The 19500-nt window shown below is 60.7% G+C and carries 20 protein-coding genes; 10 read left to right on the top strand and 10 right to left on the bottom strand.

Features of this window, described 5'->3' with window-relative positions; translation table 11 throughout:
- Positions 1-246: 246 nt before the first annotated feature.
- Positions 247-1548 carry a glycosyltransferase gene (locus tag DWX63_RS02075; protein WP_117842671.1) on the bottom strand — a complete coding sequence of 434 codons (1302 nt, stop codon included), beginning with the start codon at positions 1546-1548 and terminating at the stop codon, positions 247-249.
- A 118-nt stretch (positions 1549-1666) separates the two neighbouring features.
- Here DWX63_RS02075 and DWX63_RS02070 point away from each other — a divergent pair, with 118 nt between their 5' ends.
- On the top strand, positions 1667-2605 hold the full coding sequence (locus tag DWX63_RS02070; RefSeq protein ID WP_117842670.1) for an NAD(P)/FAD-dependent oxidoreductase: 939 nt from the start codon (positions 1667-1669) through the stop codon (positions 2603-2605).
- A gap of 154 nt (positions 2606-2759) precedes the next feature.
- Complete coding sequence (locus tag DWX63_RS02065) at positions 2760-3371, top strand: DUF1836 domain-containing protein (RefSeq protein ID WP_199411066.1); 612 nt, start codon at positions 2760-2762, stop codon at positions 3369-3371.
- Positions 3372-3444: 73 nt separating this feature from the next.
- On the opposite strand, the gene DWX63_RS02060 is transcribed toward DWX63_RS02065, so the two are convergent.
- The 6 genes from DWX63_RS02060 to DWX63_RS02035 form a co-directional block, all read right to left on the bottom strand.
- Positions 3445-4311 (bottom strand): DegV family protein, encoded by an 867-nt coding sequence (locus DWX63_RS02060; RefSeq protein ID WP_117842669.1) that lies wholly within the window; start codon positions 4309-4311, stop codon positions 3445-3447.
- Positions 4312-4489: 178 nt separating this feature from the next.
- Positions 4490-5614 (bottom strand): NlpC/P60 family protein, encoded by a 1125-nt coding sequence (locus DWX63_RS11375; protein WP_117842668.1) that lies wholly within the window; start codon positions 5612-5614, stop codon positions 4490-4492.
- A 32-nt stretch (positions 5615-5646) separates the two neighbouring features.
- A complete protein-coding gene (locus DWX63_RS02050) occupies positions 5647-6177 on the bottom strand; it encodes an adenine phosphoribosyltransferase (RefSeq protein WP_199411065.1) in 531 nt (176 codons plus the stop codon).
- 36 nt (positions 6178-6213) lie between these two features.
- Positions 6214-7098, bottom strand: a complete 885-nt coding sequence (locus tag DWX63_RS02045; protein ID WP_117583179.1) for a MerR family transcriptional regulator — start codon at positions 7096-7098, stop codon at positions 6214-6216.
- A 3-nt stretch (positions 7099-7101) separates the two neighbouring features.
- Positions 7102-7536 carry an FHA domain-containing protein gene (locus DWX63_RS02040; RefSeq protein WP_195239292.1) on the bottom strand — a complete coding sequence of 145 codons (435 nt, stop codon included), beginning with the start codon at positions 7534-7536 and terminating at the stop codon, positions 7102-7104.
- Positions 7537-7601: 65 nt separating this feature from the next.
- Positions 7602-8306: a CDP-alcohol phosphatidyltransferase family protein gene (locus tag DWX63_RS02035; RefSeq protein WP_117842666.1), complete on the bottom strand. Its 705-nt coding sequence runs from the start codon at positions 8304-8306 to the stop codon at positions 7602-7604.
- Positions 8307-8702: 396 nt separating this feature from the next.
- On the opposite strand from DWX63_RS02035, the gene DWX63_RS02030 reads away from it, so the two are divergent.
- The 7 genes from DWX63_RS02030 (at position 8703) to DWX63_RS02000 (ending at position 15931) form a co-directional block, all read left to right on the top strand.
- Positions 8703-9431 carry a lantibiotic protection ABC transporter ATP-binding protein gene (locus DWX63_RS02030; protein WP_117842665.1) on the top strand — a complete coding sequence of 243 codons (729 nt, stop codon included), beginning with the start codon at positions 8703-8705 and terminating at the stop codon, positions 9429-9431.
- The gene (locus tag DWX63_RS02025) at positions 9428-10198 is read left to right on the top strand and encodes a hypothetical protein (RefSeq protein ID WP_117842664.1); all 771 of its coding nucleotides are present in this window, start codon (positions 9428-9430) and stop codon (positions 10196-10198) included. The genes DWX63_RS02030 and DWX63_RS02025 overlap by 4 nt, the downstream gene beginning before the upstream one ends.
- Positions 10198-11013 (top strand): lantibiotic ABC transporter permease, encoded by an 816-nt coding sequence (locus tag DWX63_RS02020; RefSeq protein ID WP_117842663.1) that lies wholly within the window; start codon positions 10198-10200, stop codon positions 11011-11013. The genes DWX63_RS02025 and DWX63_RS02020 overlap by 1 nt, the downstream gene beginning before the upstream one ends.
- 114 nt (positions 11014-11127) lie before the next feature.
- Complete coding sequence (locus DWX63_RS02015; RefSeq protein WP_117842662.1) at positions 11128-11412, top strand: hypothetical protein; 285 nt, start codon at positions 11128-11130, stop codon at positions 11410-11412.
- Positions 11413-11457: 45 nt separating this feature from the next.
- Complete coding sequence (locus DWX63_RS02010) at positions 11458-12120, top strand: response regulator transcription factor (RefSeq protein WP_117842661.1); 663 nt, start codon at positions 11458-11460, stop codon at positions 12118-12120.
- Positions 12121-12146: 26 nt separating this feature from the next.
- A complete protein-coding gene (locus DWX63_RS02005) occupies positions 12147-13544 on the top strand; it encodes a sensor histidine kinase KdpD (RefSeq protein ID WP_117842660.1) in 1398 nt (465 codons plus the stop codon).
- Between the two features lie 899 nt (positions 13545-14443).
- Positions 14444-15931: a site-specific integrase gene (locus DWX63_RS02000; protein WP_117842659.1), complete on the top strand. Its 1488-nt coding sequence runs from the start codon at positions 14444-14446 to the stop codon at positions 15929-15931.
- 92 nt (positions 15932-16023) lie between these two features.
- Here the strand turns inward: DWX63_RS02000 and DWX63_RS01995 are convergent, their stop codons facing one another.
- The 3 genes from DWX63_RS01995 to DWX63_RS01985 form a co-directional block, all read right to left on the bottom strand.
- The gene (locus DWX63_RS01995) at positions 16024-16419 is read right to left on the bottom strand and encodes an XRE family transcriptional regulator (RefSeq protein WP_158559591.1); all 396 of its coding nucleotides are present in this window, start codon (positions 16417-16419) and stop codon (positions 16024-16026) included.
- A gap of 40 nt (positions 16420-16459) precedes the next feature.
- Positions 16460-17518 carry a hypothetical protein gene (locus DWX63_RS01990; protein ID WP_117842657.1) on the bottom strand — a complete coding sequence of 353 codons (1059 nt, stop codon included), beginning with the start codon at positions 17516-17518 and terminating at the stop codon, positions 16460-16462.
- A gap of 76 nt (positions 17519-17594) precedes the next feature.
- On the bottom strand, positions 17595-18113 hold the full coding sequence (locus tag DWX63_RS01985) for a hypothetical protein (protein ID WP_117842656.1): 519 nt from the start codon (positions 18111-18113) through the stop codon (positions 17595-17597).
- Between the two features lie 717 nt (positions 18114-18830).
- Here DWX63_RS01985 and DWX63_RS01980 point away from each other — a divergent pair.
- Positions 18831-19500: DUF6273 domain-containing protein (locus tag DWX63_RS01980; protein WP_199411064.1), on the top strand; the 670-nt coding region annotated here is incomplete at its 3' end.

The raw sequence follows: 19500 nt of genomic DNA, 5'->3' as shown, positions 1-19500 counted from the left end.
TTCTAGTAAGTCGATGCGATGAAGGGACGCCTCCTTTGTCGCATCGACTTACTGTATTTATATTTTCTGGTTCCCCTTTGCAGATTCTACTGGTGGGGAATCTGGTATAGCCGCTGGTACGTTAACGCAGCTTACCTGCGGGAGGCCCCTATATATCGTCCCGCGCGCAGTTTCGCAGCGAAGCGAGAATGTTTGAGCACGGGATGATATATAGGGGCCTCCCGCAGGCAAGCGGAAATTAAGACGCTAGCGGATGTGCGCGGGTTTTCCGCCCCAGTAGAAGCGGCAGAAGGCTCGTTTGCGCTTTTGGGGTTTGCCTACGAGCTCCATGGTTGCGATGGCTATGTCTTCGGCTGCGTGGGGGCGGCGTAGAACTTCGCCGTTGATGAGTAGCGCTTTGAGTGATTCGGGATGGTCGTGCAGGTGGCGCAGGGCTACGATGAGTTCTCGTGCGGTGGTGACATGCATACTGGCGCCCATGCCGGTGAGCATCGTGGTGTTGGCCTTTTCCTGGCCATAGGACTTGCCCAGCAGGATCATCGGCAGATGCGCGCACAGGCACTCGGTGACGGTGAGTCCGCCCGATTTGAGAATTGCCAGGTCGCAGCCGTGCATGAGGGCCGCCATGTCGTCCACGTAGTCCAGAACCGTAACGTTTTCGAGTTTCATGGCGTCGAAGAGCGTCTTGAGGCGGTCGGCGTATTCCTCATCCTTGCCCGGCAAAAAGACAAAATGCATGTCCTCAAAGCTGCGTAGGAAGGGGAGGGTCTGGTCCATCGCCGCGCGAAAGCGGACGTACGGTTGAGGTAAACTGGCGCCGGCCATAACCAGCACGACGGTCTTGTCGGTGGGGAGGTTGAACTTGGCTAGCTCTTCCTCGCGATCGTAATCCGTGTCAAATCCGGCGCGAATAGGAATGCCGGTAATGCGAATCTTTGTCTCGGGCACCTTGCGCGGACGCAGCGTTTCGGCCATAAATTCGTTGGCAACACAGAATAGATCGGTGTCCTTGTGGGGCCACCAGCCCTCGACTTCGTAGTCGGTCGGCACGCAGATGACCGGATAATCGATACCCGTAATTACGCGGGCGCCCACGGCAACATTGGCTGCTGTGATGTGCGTTGCGACCACGGCTATAGGCCTGCGGCTACGAATATATTCGTTGAAGGCGGGGAACATAATTCGCGACCATGCCGTGCCGCCACCCCAGAGCAAATGCCCCGTAAGCGTATATCGCCAGGTCAGGTCGTAAATGGGGCGCGTGGCTCCCGTAAAAGAAGCCGCGGTTTTATTGCCGTCGAATTTAATACGTCCAAAATCAAGGATATCGAGCATTTCAATCTCAACATCCTCGGGGATGCCATTGGTGCCGCGGATGAGGTCGAATGCCTGCGCAATCGCATTTGCGGCGGCCTTGTGGCCCGAGCCGACCGAGGCGTGCACGATGGTCACGAGAGGTTTTTGCTGAGCCAAGAGCCCGGTTTGCTCCGATTGGGGAGTGCTGAGCTTGAGCAGGGGAGCGTCGTCGCTCGTCTGCGTCTGATCCATCGATAACTCCCCTTCGACTTTGTAACACGGATTTATCATTGTAGTGCATGAGTGTCACGTTCACGTAAATTTGGGTATGAGCGCAAAGAACGACAACGTTTTGACGAGAGGACTCTTCATGACTACCGATCAGACGATCGATGTTGCGATTATCGGCGGCGGTCCCGCGGGCTATGCTGCCGCCATTTATGCGGCGCGCGCCAACCTGACGACGACTGTCCTTGAGCAGGGCATGTCGGGCGGACAGATCGCCACATCCAACGAGATTGAGAATTATCCTGGCATTCCGCTACTGAGCGGTGTCGAACTTGGTGAGCGGTTCCAACAGCATGCTGAAGGCCTGGGGGCTCAGGTTGAATGGAGTATGGTGACGGGCGTCGATTACGATGCCGATGCGGCTCAATTCACCATCCATCATGATATGGGCGACACAGTGGCCAAGAGCGTCATTGCGTGTATGGGTGCCACGCCGCGTCCTGCGGGTTTTGTTGGCGAGGACACGTATCGCGGTCGTGGCGTTTCGTATTGCGCGACCTGTGACGGCATGTTCTTCCGTGGCAAGCAGGTCTTTGTTATCGGAGGCGGCAATTCGGCATGCGAGGAGGCGCTGTTCCTGTCCGACATTGCCAGCAGCGTGACCATCGTGCTGCGTCGCGATCAGTTCCGTGCACCCGAGGGCGTTGTGAATAAGGTGCTTGCTAAGGACAATATTTCAGTTAGGTACCAAACTAGTATTGTTGAGCTTTCTGGTGAAGCGATGCCCACGACAATTACGTTCAAGGATAATGCGACTGGTGAAATGCACACTGAGTCTTTTGAACCTGGCTCATTTGGCATTTTTGTCTTTACGGGAACGCAACCTCATACCGAACTTGTTGAGCATCTCGTCGATCTGGCTCCTGACGGCGGCATTGTTACCGACGATTCGATGGCCACCCGTACGCCCGGCTTATTCGCAGCCGGTGATATCCGTTCCAAGCGTTTGCGTCAGGTTGTGACCGCCGTTTCGGATGGAGCCATAGCGGCAACCAGCGCATACGCTTTCCTACGCGCATAAGTACGATAATATATCTTATGTAAGGATGTTATCTTTAAACAAAGTGGTTGGACGGTGCATCAATGTGCCGCCCAACCACTTTTACTTTGTGACTATGTGGTATGCAAAACTAGATAACCTAGAATACAATATAGAAAACGAACGGAGGCCTCTTATGAACCACGCTAAACACGTTATCCCGATGTCCGATACATCGGTCAGCATTAAGCCCGAGGATATTCAACCAACGGTGCTGCCCGATGCATTTATCGAGTCCGATATGGTGCGCAATCTCAATACGTTGAGCCTATCGCGTTATGACCAACTGCCCAATGTGACGCTCTACCGCGATCAGGTCATTGAGTATGTTGCACTCTGGATGGAGCCGCTTTCCATTTGCGTGGAGCAGCCCGTTATTACGCCTTCGATGATCAATAACTATGTGAAGGTCGGCCTCGTGCCTGCTCCCGTTAAAAAGCAGTATGGTCGTGAGCAGATCGCGCGCTTGATCGCTATTTGCATCTTTAAGCAGGTGCTTCCCATCGCGGCAGTCCAAGCGCTCTTTACTATTCAGCGTTTGAGCTACGATGCGCCGACGGCTTTCGATTATGTGGTCGACCAGCTCGAGGCATCGATTCGAGCAGCATTTTCCGTCGAGCAGACGCCGGTTCCCGATACGGCGCGTCAGGTTACGCGCGAGTCGCTGCTCGTGCGCAGTGCGGTGTCGTCCTTCGTTTCGAAGGCGTACCTGATGAGCTACCTCAAGTTCAATGGGTTTAATAGTTAGTCAATGTAAAAAACGGGCGGGACAAAGAGCCATCTGTCACTTTGTCCCGCCCGTGTTTTTGTTTGGTTGAACGTTATCGACCCGAAGCTACGCCCATGCCGTAGCCGATGATGAGGCCGTGCATCTCGGCATAATATGAATCTAGCCCGTTGCAGGGCATGACAATCGTCTTGGAGCCGGGCCAGTGCTCGACAATGCGGTCGGCAAGCGCCTGGGCTCCAGCTTCGTTCTCAACGTGATCGATGATGACCTCGCCGCCCGTGAAACCTTCGGCCTCCATGGTGTCGACAATCTTGGTGAGCATCTTCTTTTCGCCACGCGTGTGCCCGACGAGTTCAATTTTGCCCGCTTCGCTCGCCGTGCCCAAAATGCGGATATTGAGCTTGTTGGCAATAACGCCGGCCGCCTTAGGAATACGTCCGGCCTTCGCAAGGTTTTCGTAATTGCACAAACTAAAGAGGATCTTGCTGTTCTGCTCCAAGCTATCGAAGTAGGCGCAGGCATTCTCAAAGGAGGTATCCGGGTTGCTTGCAAGATAGCGGTCGAACAGCAGGAAGATTAGGTCCATTTTGCCACCTGCGGCTCGCGAGTTAACCAAATGAATCTGACGATTGGGCTCCTCGGCAAGCACCATGTCACGTGCGGTGGCCGCGGCATTGTAGCTTCCCGATACGCCCTCCGAGATGGGCATGCAAATCGTCTTGTCGGCAAGCCTAAAGAGTTCGGCCCACTCCCCTACGCTTGGACAGGCGCTTGAAGAAGCACTTGACTCCGCCTGCACGGCGCAATTGAGCTCGTGAACGTCGAGCGTGAGGTCATCGACAAACTCGCGCTCCCCCACTCGGATCTTAAGGGGTGCAAATGCAAAGGTGGTATGAGGTGCGGTTGGCTGCCAATCGCGAAGATTGCAGCTCGAATCGGAGATAAGCGCCCAGCTCATTGAGGGTCCTTTCTATTTGTTCCTCAACAATTATAGCCGTCTTTCGGATTGATTGGACGGCTATCTAGTTTTGAATACTAGATAGCCGTCCTGATCTTAAGGCAAACTGTTGGGGCAAAAAGAATGGGCCTCGTGACTCAAGATCGCGAGGCCCACGTTCGTTCGCTGTAGAAATAAATTAGTAGCGCACGAAGATGTAATTGTTGTTCATGCCAGCGGCAACGGAGCTGATGATAACGCCCGTCTTGTAGTCGGAAGCATGGATCATCTGGCCGTTACCAATGTAGATGCCGGTGTGGTAAGAGTTAACCACGACGTCGCCAGGCTGGGGATCGGACACGCGGGTCCAGCCCATGAAGGTGCCCGTATTGCCAAGGCGGCAATAACGGCCCGTGAGGCAGTAGCTTACAAAGCCGGAGCAGTCAAAGCTGTTCGGTCCAATACCACCCCAAGAATAAGCATAGCCAAGCTTGCTGTAGGCGCGCGAAACAACGGAGCCACCATCAACAGATTGACTCGGTGCTGAGGGCGTGGGTGCCGGAGCGGGCGTGGGGGCAGGCTGCGGCGTGGGAGCAGGAGCGGGCGTGGGCGCAGGCGTGTTGCCACCGCCGTTGTTGGTCGTACCGCCACCATTGTTGGTGTTCTCGGTCGTACCGGCGGTGTCGTTGCTCACCGTGGCCTTTTCGGCGGTGCTGGCATTAATGCCAGCCTGCAGCGCAGCGTTGGCCTCGGCCTCGGCAGCGAGCTCGGCCTGCAGCTGCGAATCCAGGGAGTTCACGACACTCTGGGCCTCAGCCTGCTGAGCATTGAGCTCGTCGACCTTCTTCTGTGTCGCGGCGACGTTCTTCTCCTGCTCGGTCTGCTTATCGGTGAGCTGCTGCTTAAGGTCCTTGACCTCCTGAATGGTCTGGGCCTGCTTGTCGGACACCTTGCCGTAGTAGAAGAGACGGTTGAGCATGTCGCCCAGATCGTCGACGCCCGTCAGAACCTGAAGGAGACTCAGACCGCCGGTCTTGTACTCACCGGCAACGTAGTTAGAGAGCTTGGCCTGGCCATCGGCAATCTCTTGGTGCTTTTGCGTGATTTCGCCTGCAGTCTGATCAAGCTCCTGCGTCTGTGCGGAGAGTTCTTCATGAATTTGCTGGGTTTGCGTGCCAATCTGCTCGAGCTTGGTACGGGCAGCGGCAAGGTCGGATGCGGTATCGGCATAGGCAGGAGCCGAGAGGCCCAGGCCCAAAACACAAGCGAGGGTTGCCGTAGCAGCGCAGCGTGCCATGTTTCTGTGCGTGTTTGCTGTGCGCATGGAGCTTCCTTTCCGGTATCTAAGGGTAGCGGCTAGTCCACCGTTACCAGACTAAAGAGCTCAACGTCGTCGTTAGAAGGCGTGAGCTTCTTGCGCGGGTTGAGAAACGCAAGCTCAAGGATACAACCGTAGCCCACAAGCTTTGCGCCCATATCTCGTACCAGTTTACCTGTTGCCTCGACGGTTCCGCCCGTCGCGACCAAGTCGTCCAGAATCAACACGGTATCTTTAGAGGTAATGGCATCGGCGTGGATCTCGATAGAATCCGTTCCATACTCGAGCTCGTAGCTCTCGCTGACCGTCTTGCGCGGCAGTTTACCCGGCTTACGTGCGGGAACAAAGCCGGCACCCAGGGCGACGGCCACGGGAACGCCGACCATAAAGCCGCGGGCCTCGGGTCCTACGACCTTGGTAATGCCCATGTCGGCAAAATGCTCGGCCAGGGCATCCACCATGGCCTTCAGGGCCTCGGGATTGCCAAAGAGCGGCGTGATGTCCTTAAAGACGACTCCGGGCTCGGGATAGTCGGGGATATCGACGATATGAGATTCGAAGTCGTACATGGCGTGACCTTTCATGGATTGCCGGGTGGACGGCGGTTATTTACCCGTGTTAGCAGACGAGCTATGCGAGGGGACGACGACCTTGGACGGCTGCACGAGCGACTCCTCGTGCGCGGCAACCGCGGGGACGCTTGCCCCATCGCTTTTGGCCTTGGTGGATTCGGAACGCGCGATCTCCTCATCGAGAGCATCGATATCGGCATCCTCGACCACGGCGTTGAGCGACTCAAAGACACGGTTCTTAAGTAGCGCGGTGTGCACACCCTCGGTGAGGTCGTGCAGCTTCTTAAAAGCGCGCTCGAGCTTGGCGTCGCGCTCGTCATCGGAGGTATCCATGCCGAGCATACTCACGAGAACCTGCTCAAACATCGAAGACTCGCGGTTTGCCGACGATACGTACTGACGCAGGTTGCGCGGCTCAATGTGGAAGCGCGACAGCTCTGAGCAGTAACGGATAATCGGGAAATCTCGGCCATCGACAAGCTCACGGTTCTGCGGGCTCTTGATGATGCGGATAAGATCGTTCTCGGCAAGAGAGCGGATAAACGAAATCTCAACACCGAGCATGTCGGGGATCGTCTCGATGGGGTGCAGCTTTTGCTTGGTCTCCTTGGGCTCCGTCTTAAGCGGAACATCGGACAGAAGACCCACCTCGTAAGCCAAAGTGGACAGGTCCGTTGCGTTTTCCAGGCGCTGCTTAATGACGTTGAGCGGCATGTAGCGGGTCTTCTGCAGGTGCAGGATGACCTCGAGACGGTCAACATCTTCCTTGGAGTACTGGCGATACCCCTTAGGCGTACGATGAGGGGTGATGAGCCCCTCATCTTCTAGAAATCTAATTTTTGAGTTCGAAAGATCGGGGTATGCGCCTCGAAGTAGATTGACGACTTGGCCGATACTCAGATAATTGCGTTCGGCCATGCCCTACTCACCGGTTTCGATGCGCTCCGGCGTGCTCTCGTGGTAGATGAGCGTAAACGTACCGATCTGAACGGAAGAGCCGTCGTGCAGCGGAGCACCGTTGACGATGGCGCCGTCGACCCAGGTGCCGTTGAGCGAGCCCAGATCCTCAATACGAGCGCCCAGGCCCTCACGAATAATGCGTGCGTGGCTGCGCGAGACAGTCATGTCGTTGAGGAAGATGCCGTTCGCGGGATCGCGGCCGATGGTGGTCACGTCGTCCTCGAGCTCAAAGGCAGCTCCGGTCTGCGGACCCTTGACGATGGACAGAACCGGAGCGGTGATGTGCACGTTGGCCATGAGGTCGGGAACGGTGACATCGCTCGAAGGAACACGGAAAACGCAGGTAGCGTCCGCAGTCTTATCGTTCTGAGGCATATTGTTAACCTTGTTGTCCATGACAACCCCTATCTAACGCGGCCACGCCGCAAAGAATGAACCGTACGTAATCATACCCCAATGAATCAGTCTTCGATTTCGGGGTTAAGAAAGTCGATGTCCTCGTCCTCGGGATGCGCGATGGCCTGTTTAATGGCAGCCCCGCCCTTAATGGAATAGATGACAGCGGTGAGCATGGAGAAGATGACGCCGCCGTACACAAAGAAGATGCCGAGGGGCACCGAGCTGCCGTTGAGGCCCGGGAATGCCGTGTACGTGGCAGGCAGCAGATGCCAGCCGTCCACGACGGGGAACCCAAGCAGCATAAGCGAGAAGCCGGTCATGAGCAGCGCCGTGGCAATCTTGCCGGGAAAGACGACGTCAATGGGACGACGGTGATAGTGGCGCACGATGAGCGTGCCGATGCCCAGGTAGATATCGCGGCCGATAATGAGCACGCAGACCCAGATGGGTAGCTCGCCGCGGACCACGAGACCCAGCACGCCGGTAAACAGCAGCGCACGGTCACAGATGGGATCCGTAACCTTGCCGAGCCATGAGACCGTTTTGGTCATGCGGGCAATCTGACCGTCCATCCAGTCGGTGGAGGCCGCGATGGCATAGATGACAATGGCGACGACACGGTTGTTGTCCGTCACAAACAGGTACAGGAAGACGAGCGTGAGGATCAGGCGCGTAAAGGTGATGAAATTGGAGATCGTGAAGATCTTATTCGACGGGTAATCGGAAGTGCCGATAAGCTCCTTTTTGATCTTCTTCTTGATGCCCACAGGACTCCCCCGCTGGTAAACGACAAAACTTTCGATACTATACCCGTTCTGGCGATGTCTATCCAGCGTAAGCATAGAGAGTCCAGACATATGGAGGATGCTACTGGGTTGTGCGAGATTCTGCATTTGTGTACATCAGCCTCCAAAAACGACATTTTTCGGCATCTTTGATGGCTGATGTACACGTTTTGATTCGGTGATTACATCGATCGGGAAAGTTGTTGCCTTAAGCAAATTAATCATGATGTGCGGGTCGAGAAGGGTTGGCGCCAAAAGAACCCAACGGCCGTTACGGCTTCGTTAGAAACGCGCCCCACCATGGATGGTGAACCCGAAAGGTAAGGCGCGCGGGCACGGTGGCTCGGCCCGCGCGCCCGGAAGAGAAAGGATACACCCATGGGTTATATGCTCGAGACACGTGGGCTCACCAAGCGCTTCGGCCGCGGCGACCAGGCGCAGGACGCCGTGGCCGACGTGAGCCTTCATATCCGCGAGGGCGAGGTGTACGGGCTGCTCGGTCCCAACGGCGCCGGCAAGTCGACAACGCTCAAGATGATCTGCGGGATGCTGCGGCCGACGGCCGGGGAGATCCTCTTTGCCGGGCACGCCTGGCGCCGCGAGGACCTCTACGCAATCGGCAGCCTCATCGAGGAGGCGCCGCTCTACCCCAACCTCACCGCGCGCGAGAACCTGCGCGTGCGCACCACGCTGCTGGCCCTTCCCGAGAGCCGCATAGATGAGGTGCTCGCCGCCGTGGACCTCGCGGACACCGGGAAGAAGCGCGCCGGGCGCTTCTCGATGGGGATGCGGCAGCGCCTGGGGCTCGCGTTGGCGCTGATCGCCCGGCCACGCCTGCTCGTGCTCGACGAGCCCACCAACGGCCTCGACCCCATCGGCATCGAGGAACTGCGCGACCAGATCCGCGGCTTCGCGGCGGCGGGTACGACGGTGATCGTCTCGAGCCACATCCTCTCCGAGGTGCAGCAGATGGCGGACACCATCGGCATCATCTGCGGGGGGCGCCTTGCCTACGAGGATGCGCTTCGTCCCGGGCAGGACCTCGAGGAACTCTTCATGAGCTTCTGCCGGGAAGGGCGACGAGCGCGCGGGGAGGTGGCGGCATGACGGGCGAGAAAGGCGGCCTGCTCGCGGGCCTGCGCGCCGAGGCCCTGAAGTCGCGCCACGCGGCACCGGTTCGCCTGGCCGTGCTCATGGCGCTGCCGATGCCGCTGCTCGGCGCGATGCCCTACCGGGGCGTGCAGATCTTTAGCGCGTGGAACTACTGGTACGCGCTCTTCCTGCCCGTGTCTCTATCGCTTGTGGTGGCGTGCGTCGCGCGGGCGGACGCTCGCACGCGGATGCGGGGGCTTCTGGGCCTGGGCTTCCCGCTCGGGCGAGCCTGGTGGGCCAAGGCGCTCTGGTGCCTCGCTCTTTGCACGCTCTCGAACCTCGTGGTCTTCGGCATCTACCTCGCGGGATCGGCGTTCTCCTCGCAGGGTCTCACGGCCGCGGGCACGCTCACGATGCTCCTCTGCGCGCTCGCCAACACGGTGACCGCGGCGTGGATGATCCCCGCAGGGCTCTTCCTCACGGCGCGGCTCGGCATGCTCGCGGGCATCCTCTGCCCGCTCGCCGCGCAACTCGTAGGTGGGTTCGCCTGGTCGTTGGTGCCGCTGCCGCAGCTCTTTCCGCCGTCGGCGAACATGGTCATCCCCACGAGCTTCATCCCCGTGCTGCCGAGCGGCGAGCCGCTCGCGGCGGACATGGCGCTCGGCGGGGCGCTCATGGCGGACGGCATGCTCACGCTGGCGGGCCTTGCGGTCTGCGCGCTCGCGTTCGCTGCGCTCACGGCGGCGGGCGCGGCCTGGTTCGCGCGCTCCGAGGAGAGGTGATGGCCATGACACGACTCTCCGACCCGACGCCGCGCATGACTCTCCCGCGGGCCCTGCTCTCCGAGGCCCTGCGCCTGGCGCGCTCCCCGCTCGCGGCGGTGCACCTCGCCTGCGGCCTAGCGGCCGGTCTTGCCTGCGGCGAGTACTTCTCCGTAACCCGATGGGACCCGGCGCTGGGCGCGGACGCCTACACCCAGTTCCTCGGCGCCCTCATGCCGCTCATGTCCGCCATCGTCTGCGGGCTCGCCGTGGACGAGGAGCGCGCTGCCGGGCGCCTCACCAACCTCACGGCGGTCCCCTCGCGCGGGCACGCCGTCGCGGCGAAGCTGCTCGCCCTTGCGGCGCTCGGCGCGGGCGCGCTGGCCGTGGCGCTCAGCGTGTTCGGGGGCGCGCTCGCCGTCGCCGGACGCCTGCCGCTCGGGCCCGCTCCGCTTGCGGCCGCCTGGGCGAGCATCGTGCTGGGCAGCTTGCCCCTCTACGCGCTGGGGCTCGGCGTGGCCCTGCGCCTCGGCCGCAACGCCGCCATCGGCGGCGGCGCGGCGGGGACGCTCCTCGCGTTCTTCTCGGTGGGCGGACTTGCGCACGGCCTCATGACCGGCGAGCTCACCGGTGCCCTGGCGACGCCCCTGGGCTGGGTGCCGCTCGCCTGGCCCGCGCGCCTGGGGTCGCTCGGGGTGGAGGCCTTCATCGACGCCGCACGCGCGGCGGGCCCTCTCCTCACGACTGCGCTCGCTGGCCTCGCGCTCACCCTGGCAGCCGCCGCCGTCCTTCTCGCCTGGTTCTGCCGCTTCGAGGACGGGAGGGCAGATGCGTAGGAGGCCGCTCGCCGCCGTGCTCGCCCTCCTCTCCGCAGCGCTCGTCCTGGGCAGGAATGCCCTGCTCGACGCCGGCTGGGGGGGGGGTCGGCGCTGCGCTCGATCGCCGACCGCGTGCTGCCCAACCTTGAGATCGCCATGTGGGCGCCCGCGCTCGGGCCCGGCAGCCACGCGAGCTTCTATGCCGACGCCACCGGGGCGGGGGCGAACTACGTCTACCTGGTGGACGCGGCGGACGACAGGGGCAATGTCCGAGAGCTCCAGCTCATCTTCTTCGGGCGGGAGTCGGACGGCGAGGGCTGGCTCGGGATCGAGGCGCGCTGCGGCTCGGGCGTGCGCTACCGCGCGTGCGAAGCGGCTGAGGCGCCCGCAGCTGCGCGCGGGGCTCTGGACCGCTGAGTGCGGCGCTAGTACAATTCCGACGAGAGTTTCAGGAGGTCGAACATGGCGAGGATACTGGCAGTGGATGATGAACGGGCTATCCTCGACGCGCTCGCGCGCGTCCTCGGCCGCGACGGCCATGAGGTCGTCAGGGCGACGGACCCGACGGCGGTCCCGGGGATGGACCTCTCGCGCTTCGACCTCGTGCTCTGCGACGTCATGATGCCGGGGCTCGACGGCTTCGAGCTCGTGCGGCAGATCCGCCCGGACTTCGACGGGCCCATCGTCTTCCTGACCGCGCGCGTGGCCGAGGAGGATGCCGTGGCCGGCTACGGCCTGGGCGCCGACGACTACGTCCGCAAGCCCTTCGGTGCCGCGGAACTGCGCGCCAAGGTCGCGGCCCATCTACGCCGTGAGCGCCGGCCGCGCTCGCACGCTCTCTCCTTCGGGGAGGTGCGGATCGACCTCGGGGCGCGCGACCTCGCCGTGGGCGGCGAGACCGTGCCGCTCACGCCCACCGAGTACGCCATCTGCGAGTACCTCGCGCGCCACCCCGGGCAGGTCATGAGCCGCGCGCAGATACGCGAGGCGGTGCTCGGCTGGGAGAGCGACGCCGACGACGCGGCCATATCCATGCAGGTCAGCCGCGCCCGGAGGAAGCTCTCCGAGGCCGGCGCCGATCCGATCGCGACCGTCTGGGGGATGGGGTACAAGTGGCAGCTCTGAGGATCGGGGCGCGAGGTCGCGGGGGCATGCCGCTCTCCTTCGTCATCGCGCGCTACTTCGCCTACGCGTTCGCGGCGGTCGCCACGGCGTGGCTCGCCTCGCTCATGGTGCTCTCCGTGGCGATCAACGCGGGCTTCGTCTACGAGGCAAGCTGGGGGCCGGCCAATGCGCGCGAGGTCGCGGAGGGCCTGGCACGCGACGGCGTCTGCGGGCAGCAGGACGTGCCGACGGCCTACCGCTACCTCATCCTGAACAAGGACGGATACGTGCTGATGACAGACCTCGAGGGCACGCGGCTCGAGGATGCGACGGAAATGGCCAGTACGGCACTCGCCGCGGATCCAGGCACAGTGGAGATCGAGGGCGGGGGCTCGGGCCTCACCTACGCTGCGTTCCCGCTCAAGGGCGGCGGGGCCTGCGCACTCGTCAGCGAGTACCTGCCGCAGTGGGTCTCGCGCGATCTCGCCGGCCTGCTTCCCAACCCGCAGAACCTCATGCTCGTCGGCGTCGCGGCGGGAAGCGCGCTCGCGCTCGCGCTCGTGGCGCGCCGTGCGAGCCGCGTGATCTCGCGCAAGATGGCGCCGCTCGCGGAGGCGGCGGGGCGCGTCGGCGCGGGGGAGCTCGACTTCGCGGTCGGCAGCACCAACGTGCGCGAGGTGAACGACGTCCTCGCCGCGATGGACACCATGCGGGCCTCCCTCGCCGAGTCGCTCGAGGCCCGCTGGGCCGCGGAGCGGGGGCAGCGCGAGCAGATGACGTCGATCGCCCACGACCTCAAGACGCCGCTTACTGTGCTGCGCGCCAACGCCGACTTCGTGGCGGAGGAGCTGGAAGACGAGAAAGACGCCGACCTCGCGGCCGCCGCGCGCGACATAGCCGGCAGTGTCGAAAGGCTCGACGACTACGTGCGCCTGCTCATCGAGGCCTCGCGCGGGTCCGGCGGGGCGGAGAGGGCCCCCATGCGGCCGGCCGAGCTCTGCGAACAGGTCCTCGCCGAGGCCGCCCAGATCGCCCGGGCGCGAGGCGTGACGCTCAACGCGGCCACGGGCCCCGCTGTCGCGGGCGCGCCCGAGGCCCTACTCGACCGAACCGCCCTGGCGCGAGCCGCCGCGAACCTCGTGGCCAACGCCGCCGAGCACGCGCGCTCGCGCGTGGCGGTCTCCTGCGACGTCGCGGGCGGACACCTCGTCATCGAGGTGGCCGACGACGGACCGGGCTTTTCTCCCGCCGCCCTCGAACGCGGCTGCGAGCGCCTCTTCACAGACGACTCGTCCCGCTCCTCGCGCGACGGAGGCCGCCACTACGGGCTCGGCCTCCACGTCGCCTCCGAGGCCGCGAGCGCCCACGGGGGCTCCGTCTCGCTCGCCAACAGCCCCTCGGGCGGCGCGGTGGTCACCATCGCGGTCCCCCTGTGCGGGATCTGACGATTTCCTCGATGTCTACCTCGACTGCGATATGTCGCTCGCCGAGGCCGCGACGAGATGGTGTTGCGTCTGCCCCATTTGGTGCTTCTAGCTCAAATTTGATCTGATGTAAGGCCCGTGCAATCCTGCATGGGCCTTTCTTTTGGCAATTGCTCGACCGATTCGTGGCTTGAAACACAAATTATCGAGTTAAGGAGACATGGGGTCACACAGCGGCTCTCAGAGCGCCCGCCGCACTCCCCCGCCATTACCCTGCGGCGTCCTCGTATAGAGCCCATCCCGCTTGGCGTTTCGTTGCAACAGCCCACTTGTCCACCGATCAAGTGAACTACTGGAATAAATACAGCGACATGCTTGTCCGTTATAGTCGCTATATCTGTGTTAATCGCCGCGATAAATACAGCCTGTACTCGGCTGCATACCAGCTACGCGTATGTAGATTCATATCGCGTTAATAAATCGGCTCAAGCGCGTGCAAAACGCGCAAGTAGCCGCAAAAGGCGAATATCGCGCAGGTAGATTTTTGGCACCCTGTTGCTTAATCAAAATTAAGCAATTGCTTAAAACAAAAAAGGTCAGGCACTAGGTACCTGACCTGCAAACTTCTGGTCGGGACGACTGGATTCGAACCAGCGACCCCTTGACCCCCAGACCCCTATTTTTGGCTCTACCTGTGGTTTTTTTATTATAGGAAGCGCAAATAGCGCATGTAAGCTGTTTCCGCATATGTAAATTAACGCAGGTAAACACAGGATTCTATATCTCGTTATAATTCGACTTACAAACTCATGGCGCAGTCGGTGATTCTCTGGTGACTCCGGAGGCTCCGGAATCACAGACTTTTGAGTTTCCGCAGGTAGATATGCATATCTGGAATCACGAAGTGTTTTGGGAGCAAAATGGGTAGCGAAAAAGAGAGCAATAAGACTTTACGCATATGTGGAAGCGGGTCGGTCAGGAAGAACAAGGGGAGGTGGCAGGCCGTCGTTAGCCTCATCGACGAGGAGACGGGGGAACGCACGCAGAGGACGAGGAACACGGGCATCGCATGCCTCAGCGATAGCACCCGCGGCAAGAAGACCGCTCTGGATGCCTTGGCGGAGTTCAGGGACGAGATCGCGGCGGAGCTCGCCGAGGCCGAGGGCTTGAGGGTCGCAGCCGAGGAGCGGCAGGCGCAGCTCGAGGCGGACGAGTACGCGCTTCTCCCCTTGGGGGTCGCGCTCGAGAAATTCATCGACTTCTGCTTGCAGATGAACCGAATCACCCCGACCACGCGCGATGACTACCATTTCAGCGCCCTGCACATCGAGCGCGACGAGCTGGGGGCGATTCCCGTGAACGAGGTCACGACCGACGACATCAACGCATGGTCTGCGCGGAGGATCGCGCTCGGTTGCGCCCCCGATACGCTCAACAAGGCGTTTAAATTGGGAAAGCGCCTCTATACGGTGCTTGTCAAGAGAAGCAACGACACCATTGGCAAGAACCCGTTCGACGGTGCCTTGGCCCCGCGCATCATCGGACGGCCGCGCAACGCGCTCAGGTCGGACCTCGTGCCGAAACTCAACTCCATCTGCTCCATGATGCCCGACTCGCGCTTCAAGCGGGCGGTCGTGCTCGCCCTGCACACCGGCATGCGCATCGGCGAGGTCTGCGGGCTTCGGTGGTGCGACGTGGATTTCGAGGCGGGGCTGATCTCGGTCAGGCACTCGGTGGCGTATGCGAAGGGGATGGGCTCGTTCATCAAGGACACCAAGACCCATGATTGCAGGGCCATCCCCATCGACCCGGTGGGTCTTCTCCCCTTCTTGAAGGAGATTCACGGCATAGACCTCGATAAGCTGCGCTCGCGCGGTCTGGCGGGCTCGACCGAAATCGGGGACTGCTATATCCTGTCTGAGCCGGGCGCGTCCTTCGCGACGACCAGCTACGTGCGCCGCGCGTTCAAGACGTTCTCGGAGACCAACGGACTCATGGGCACCAACGACGAGCTGATTACGTTCCATGGCCTTCGCCATACGTTCGCAACGCAGTGGATCCGCCAGGGCGGCGATATCAAGGCGCTCCAATCAATCCTAGGGCACAAGGACGCCATGGTGACGCTCAACGTCTACGCCGACATCGAGCCGATCTCCAAAATCCATAACATGCTGCGCGTCTCGCCATGCCTTTGGCGCGGCTACCTCGGGCTTCGGGTCGATCCGGGTCCCATGTTCCAACAGCGCATCCAGGAGGCCGTCGAGACGCTCCAGGCGTTCGGGTACGGCATCACTGAGCCGGACGACCGCAATATCGTCATCCGCGACGTGAAAACAATCAGCCGGCTCTACCCCACCGAGTACGCCGCCGTGCTGGGGGCGATCCCGACCGAGGCCACGGTGGTCTGATAGAAGTTGCAACGCCTTTTGAGCGGGGCATTACTTAGCGAAGGGCATCCCCTACCTAACAGTTGGGGATGCCCTTCGATTTCAGTCTGGAATCAGCGGACGGAGTCAAGTGGTGCGGTTTCGTCATCGGGATAGCGGAACTCGACTTGGATGCCCATGCGCTCCAGCTCGCGGGCGATGGCGCGGGAGGTCGCATTTGCCTGACCGTAGGGGCCTGCGTCCCGCCCGCACTCGTCATAGGCGGCTTGGTCCCTGAAGTAGGTTATCGGCACAACAATCGGGCTTTCGGCAAATACCTCGGCGTGCTTCTCGATTACGGAGCGGGCGTATGCCACCTGCTGAGCCTGGATATCGGCGGCACGGTCGAGGTATTCCCATGCGGCATCGGAGATGCGGTATCTCGTCTGGCGAGGGTTCTCCCAGTTCTTGATTGTTTTCACATTGGCGTTGAGGGCATCCGCCACGTCCTGCTGGGTGAGCCCCAGCATTTCGCGGCGGGCCCTGAAATCGGCTTTTCCCCTCGCCATCCTATTCGCCTGCCTCGGTCGAGTTCAGATGGACGGTCTCGGTAACCTCCCCCGCGCCCTGGTTGACGGGAATGGGCGGGATCCACTTGACCACCAGCTCGTCACCGAACTTGCCGTCCTCGCGGCCCTTGCGCTTTCCGGTCCAGAAGCTCTGCCAATGGGCTCGGCGAACGTGAGGCGCCAAGGTGCGCTCTCCTGTCCCCTGATGCGGAGCGTATCTGACTCGGCGTGCCGCGCCGATGGCGCTGCCAATCTTGGCTCCGAGCATACGGACGGTCTCGGTGTTCGTGCGCTTGCCAACTTTCTGCCCCCTTGGGGTTTTCGGCGGCGTGTAGACAATCTCCGCGCCGTTCTCGGCAGAAAGTACGAAAAGTAGAAGGTTCAGTGAGGCCGTGGCGCAATAGCGCAGGCATGCCAGCTCCTCGGGGTCGGTGATTTTGTTATTTGCCATCGCGCCACCCGTCAGCTCATCGAGCACATCGTCGACGTCGGCAATATGCGCCAAGCACGTCTCGAGCGTAGCACCGTCCTCGATTACCAAGGACATGCGCGACCGCGTCCCATCGTCCATGAGGTAGACGAACGTCATGTCGAGTTCGCCCATGAGGTCGCGGTCCAAGTAGGCGAAAAAGCCATCTGCCCAGCGCTTGGTGGTCTGGCAGCTCACCGGCACATGTGCATCGACATAGATAATCGGATACGGCATGCGATGAAGCAGTTCTACCGGCAGGTCTCCGTCTAGTTCCTGCTCGACCAGCGTGTCGGACACCGTGCGGTCAATCTTGTAGACCTGCCTGCATGCGTGCCACCTCGCAATCCAAGGGAGGTCATCGGACATGACCCATCGACCGTCAACGGTCGATGCCGTATCGGTCAGGTCAATCGGCATTCCGGTCTTCGCGGAGCATGCGTCGAGCATATCCAGCGCCATCTCGAGACAGTTCCTATCGCCTGAGTTCATCTGGGGGTACGGGGTGACGAGCTTGGGCAGCTGCGGATAGAGACCGGTCAAGCGGTCGTATTCCTTCGATGCGCGGGAAAGCGGATAGCGCTTTGCCATGGTCTAGTCCTTTCTTAATGACGGGCGCGGTCCGTTTTTCGCGGTCGCGCCCGTTGCAAAATGTTCCTGCCGAGCGTTAGCACTCGGCGGCGAAGAGTTTATAGATAATCTGGTCGAACTCGTCGGCGGTCTGCCAGTCCTGCCACCACTCGCTGCGCACCTCTTCAAGCACTTCCTTGAGCTGGTCAGCGGTCCTGAGGTCGAAATCATAGAAAGCGGCGGGAAGCCAGATGCTGCCGCCGTTGTCGGTGTACGCGCTGAAATTGCCGAAAGCGGAAAGCTCGAAGCGGTAGAGTCCGTAGCACTTGCCATCGATCTCGACGTCATCGACCCACTTGCACTCGCCGGTGATGTAGCTCGGGAGCTGGCACTTGCAGCGGTCTGCCTTGTCGGCCAGTTCGCGCAGCTCGGGCATGCGGTCGAGCGGGTCCACAATCTCGATGGTGTCCTCGTCAACTATATCCCCGTCCTCGTCGAGCTGCGTCTCGCAGACCTCGAAGACAATGCGGGAAATGCCGTTCTTGCAGACCTCGACCTTTCCCGTGTCGCGTACGTCTGCGGCGTACTTGCGGGCGATGCGGAGGGCCTCGTCCATGTCGTTACCCTCGTACCACAAAACGGCATCGCGGTAGGGATTGAGGTCGATGTCGTTGCCGGCGCCCTTGTAAATAACCTCGCGGCTGCTTACGGTCTACGTCTTCACGTCGGTGGTCTGCTTGTTTTCAGTCATTTGGTTCTCCCCTGTTCGGTTTGCGGGTTAGACCCGCGCCTTGTTGTTGGTTATAAGTATACCCCCAAAGGGGGTACGGTGCAACAGGAAGATTAAGCTGGATGGAGTTTATTTTGTTGGAATTGGCGGGTTGACCTGTGGTTCCCGTAGCGATCTATCAAAGAGAAAAGGAATAAGAAGAATAATAAGAAGAAAAAAGAATGAGATACAGGTAAACCTAAAGGCTCTCGATGTCAAAAGGATAATAACAACTAGCTATCCTGCGGGGTGCCATTAAGGGCACCCTTTTGTTGGACTAGATGCCTGCTAGATGCTTTGCGTGTAGCTCTGTAGGGGTGAAGCAGTGTAGTCCTGTAGGGGTGCGGTCCAGTACGTGTGAAGACACCTTGCCGCTGCGGCAAGACCGGTGCTGAAACCTGCAATAGCCCTACCCTCGAGCCGCATCTACAAACCCTGGCGAAGGGAGCCGCACATGAACGCAGCGGAAATTCCTTTCGGGGGGGGGTATCTCCCAGATTTACCCGCCGCCCGAAAGGGCAATCGATTATCGAGTACGTACTGATCATCGCCGTCATCGGTCTGGTGATTGTATTCGCGGGGCCCGGCGTCGTCGGTGCCATCAGGAACCAGTTCAACCTGGTCGGCAACACGGTGAACAATGGGACGACCGGTGGCGTCGAGGGCGGTGGGGCAACTGGCGGCGGTTCCACTGGGGCGGATTCCGCGACCGTCCAGGCGGCCGTGGCCAAGGACGCGAAGGACTGGAGCCTCGGCGAGCAGGAGGCCGTGGCCGAGGACATCGCCGCCAAGGGCGAGGCGTCGCCGGCGTACGCGAAAGCTAGGGCAGCCATGGATGCGGGGACGAAGTTCTCGGTCAAGCTCACGAACGGGCAGACGCTCGAGTACCGAATCATCGGCATCAACCACGATGACTTGGCCGACGGTTCGGGCAAGGCGGGACTCACGTTCCTTACCACCTCAGCGGGGATTAAATCCCGCATGAACGCCAAGAATACCAGCTACCGTGGGTGGGAGGGATCCGAGTTGCGCAAGAAGATGAACTCCGGCGAGATATGGAACCTCATGCCTGCCGACTTCCAATCCAAGGTGAAGTCCGTCAAGAAGCTCACGAACAACGTCGGCGGCGGCAGTGACAACAAGAATGCCGCAGTTACGGCAACGACCGACAAGCTGTTCCTGCTCAGCTACTCCGAGATTGACGATACTCTTCCGAAAAACCTTTCTGATTGGT

This window comes from Collinsella sp. AF20-14LB (assembly GCF_003459505.1).
Taxonomy (GTDB): Bacteria; Actinomycetota; Coriobacteriia; order Coriobacteriales; family Coriobacteriaceae; genus Collinsella.
This window is presented reverse-complemented; position numbering and strand designations above follow the sequence as displayed.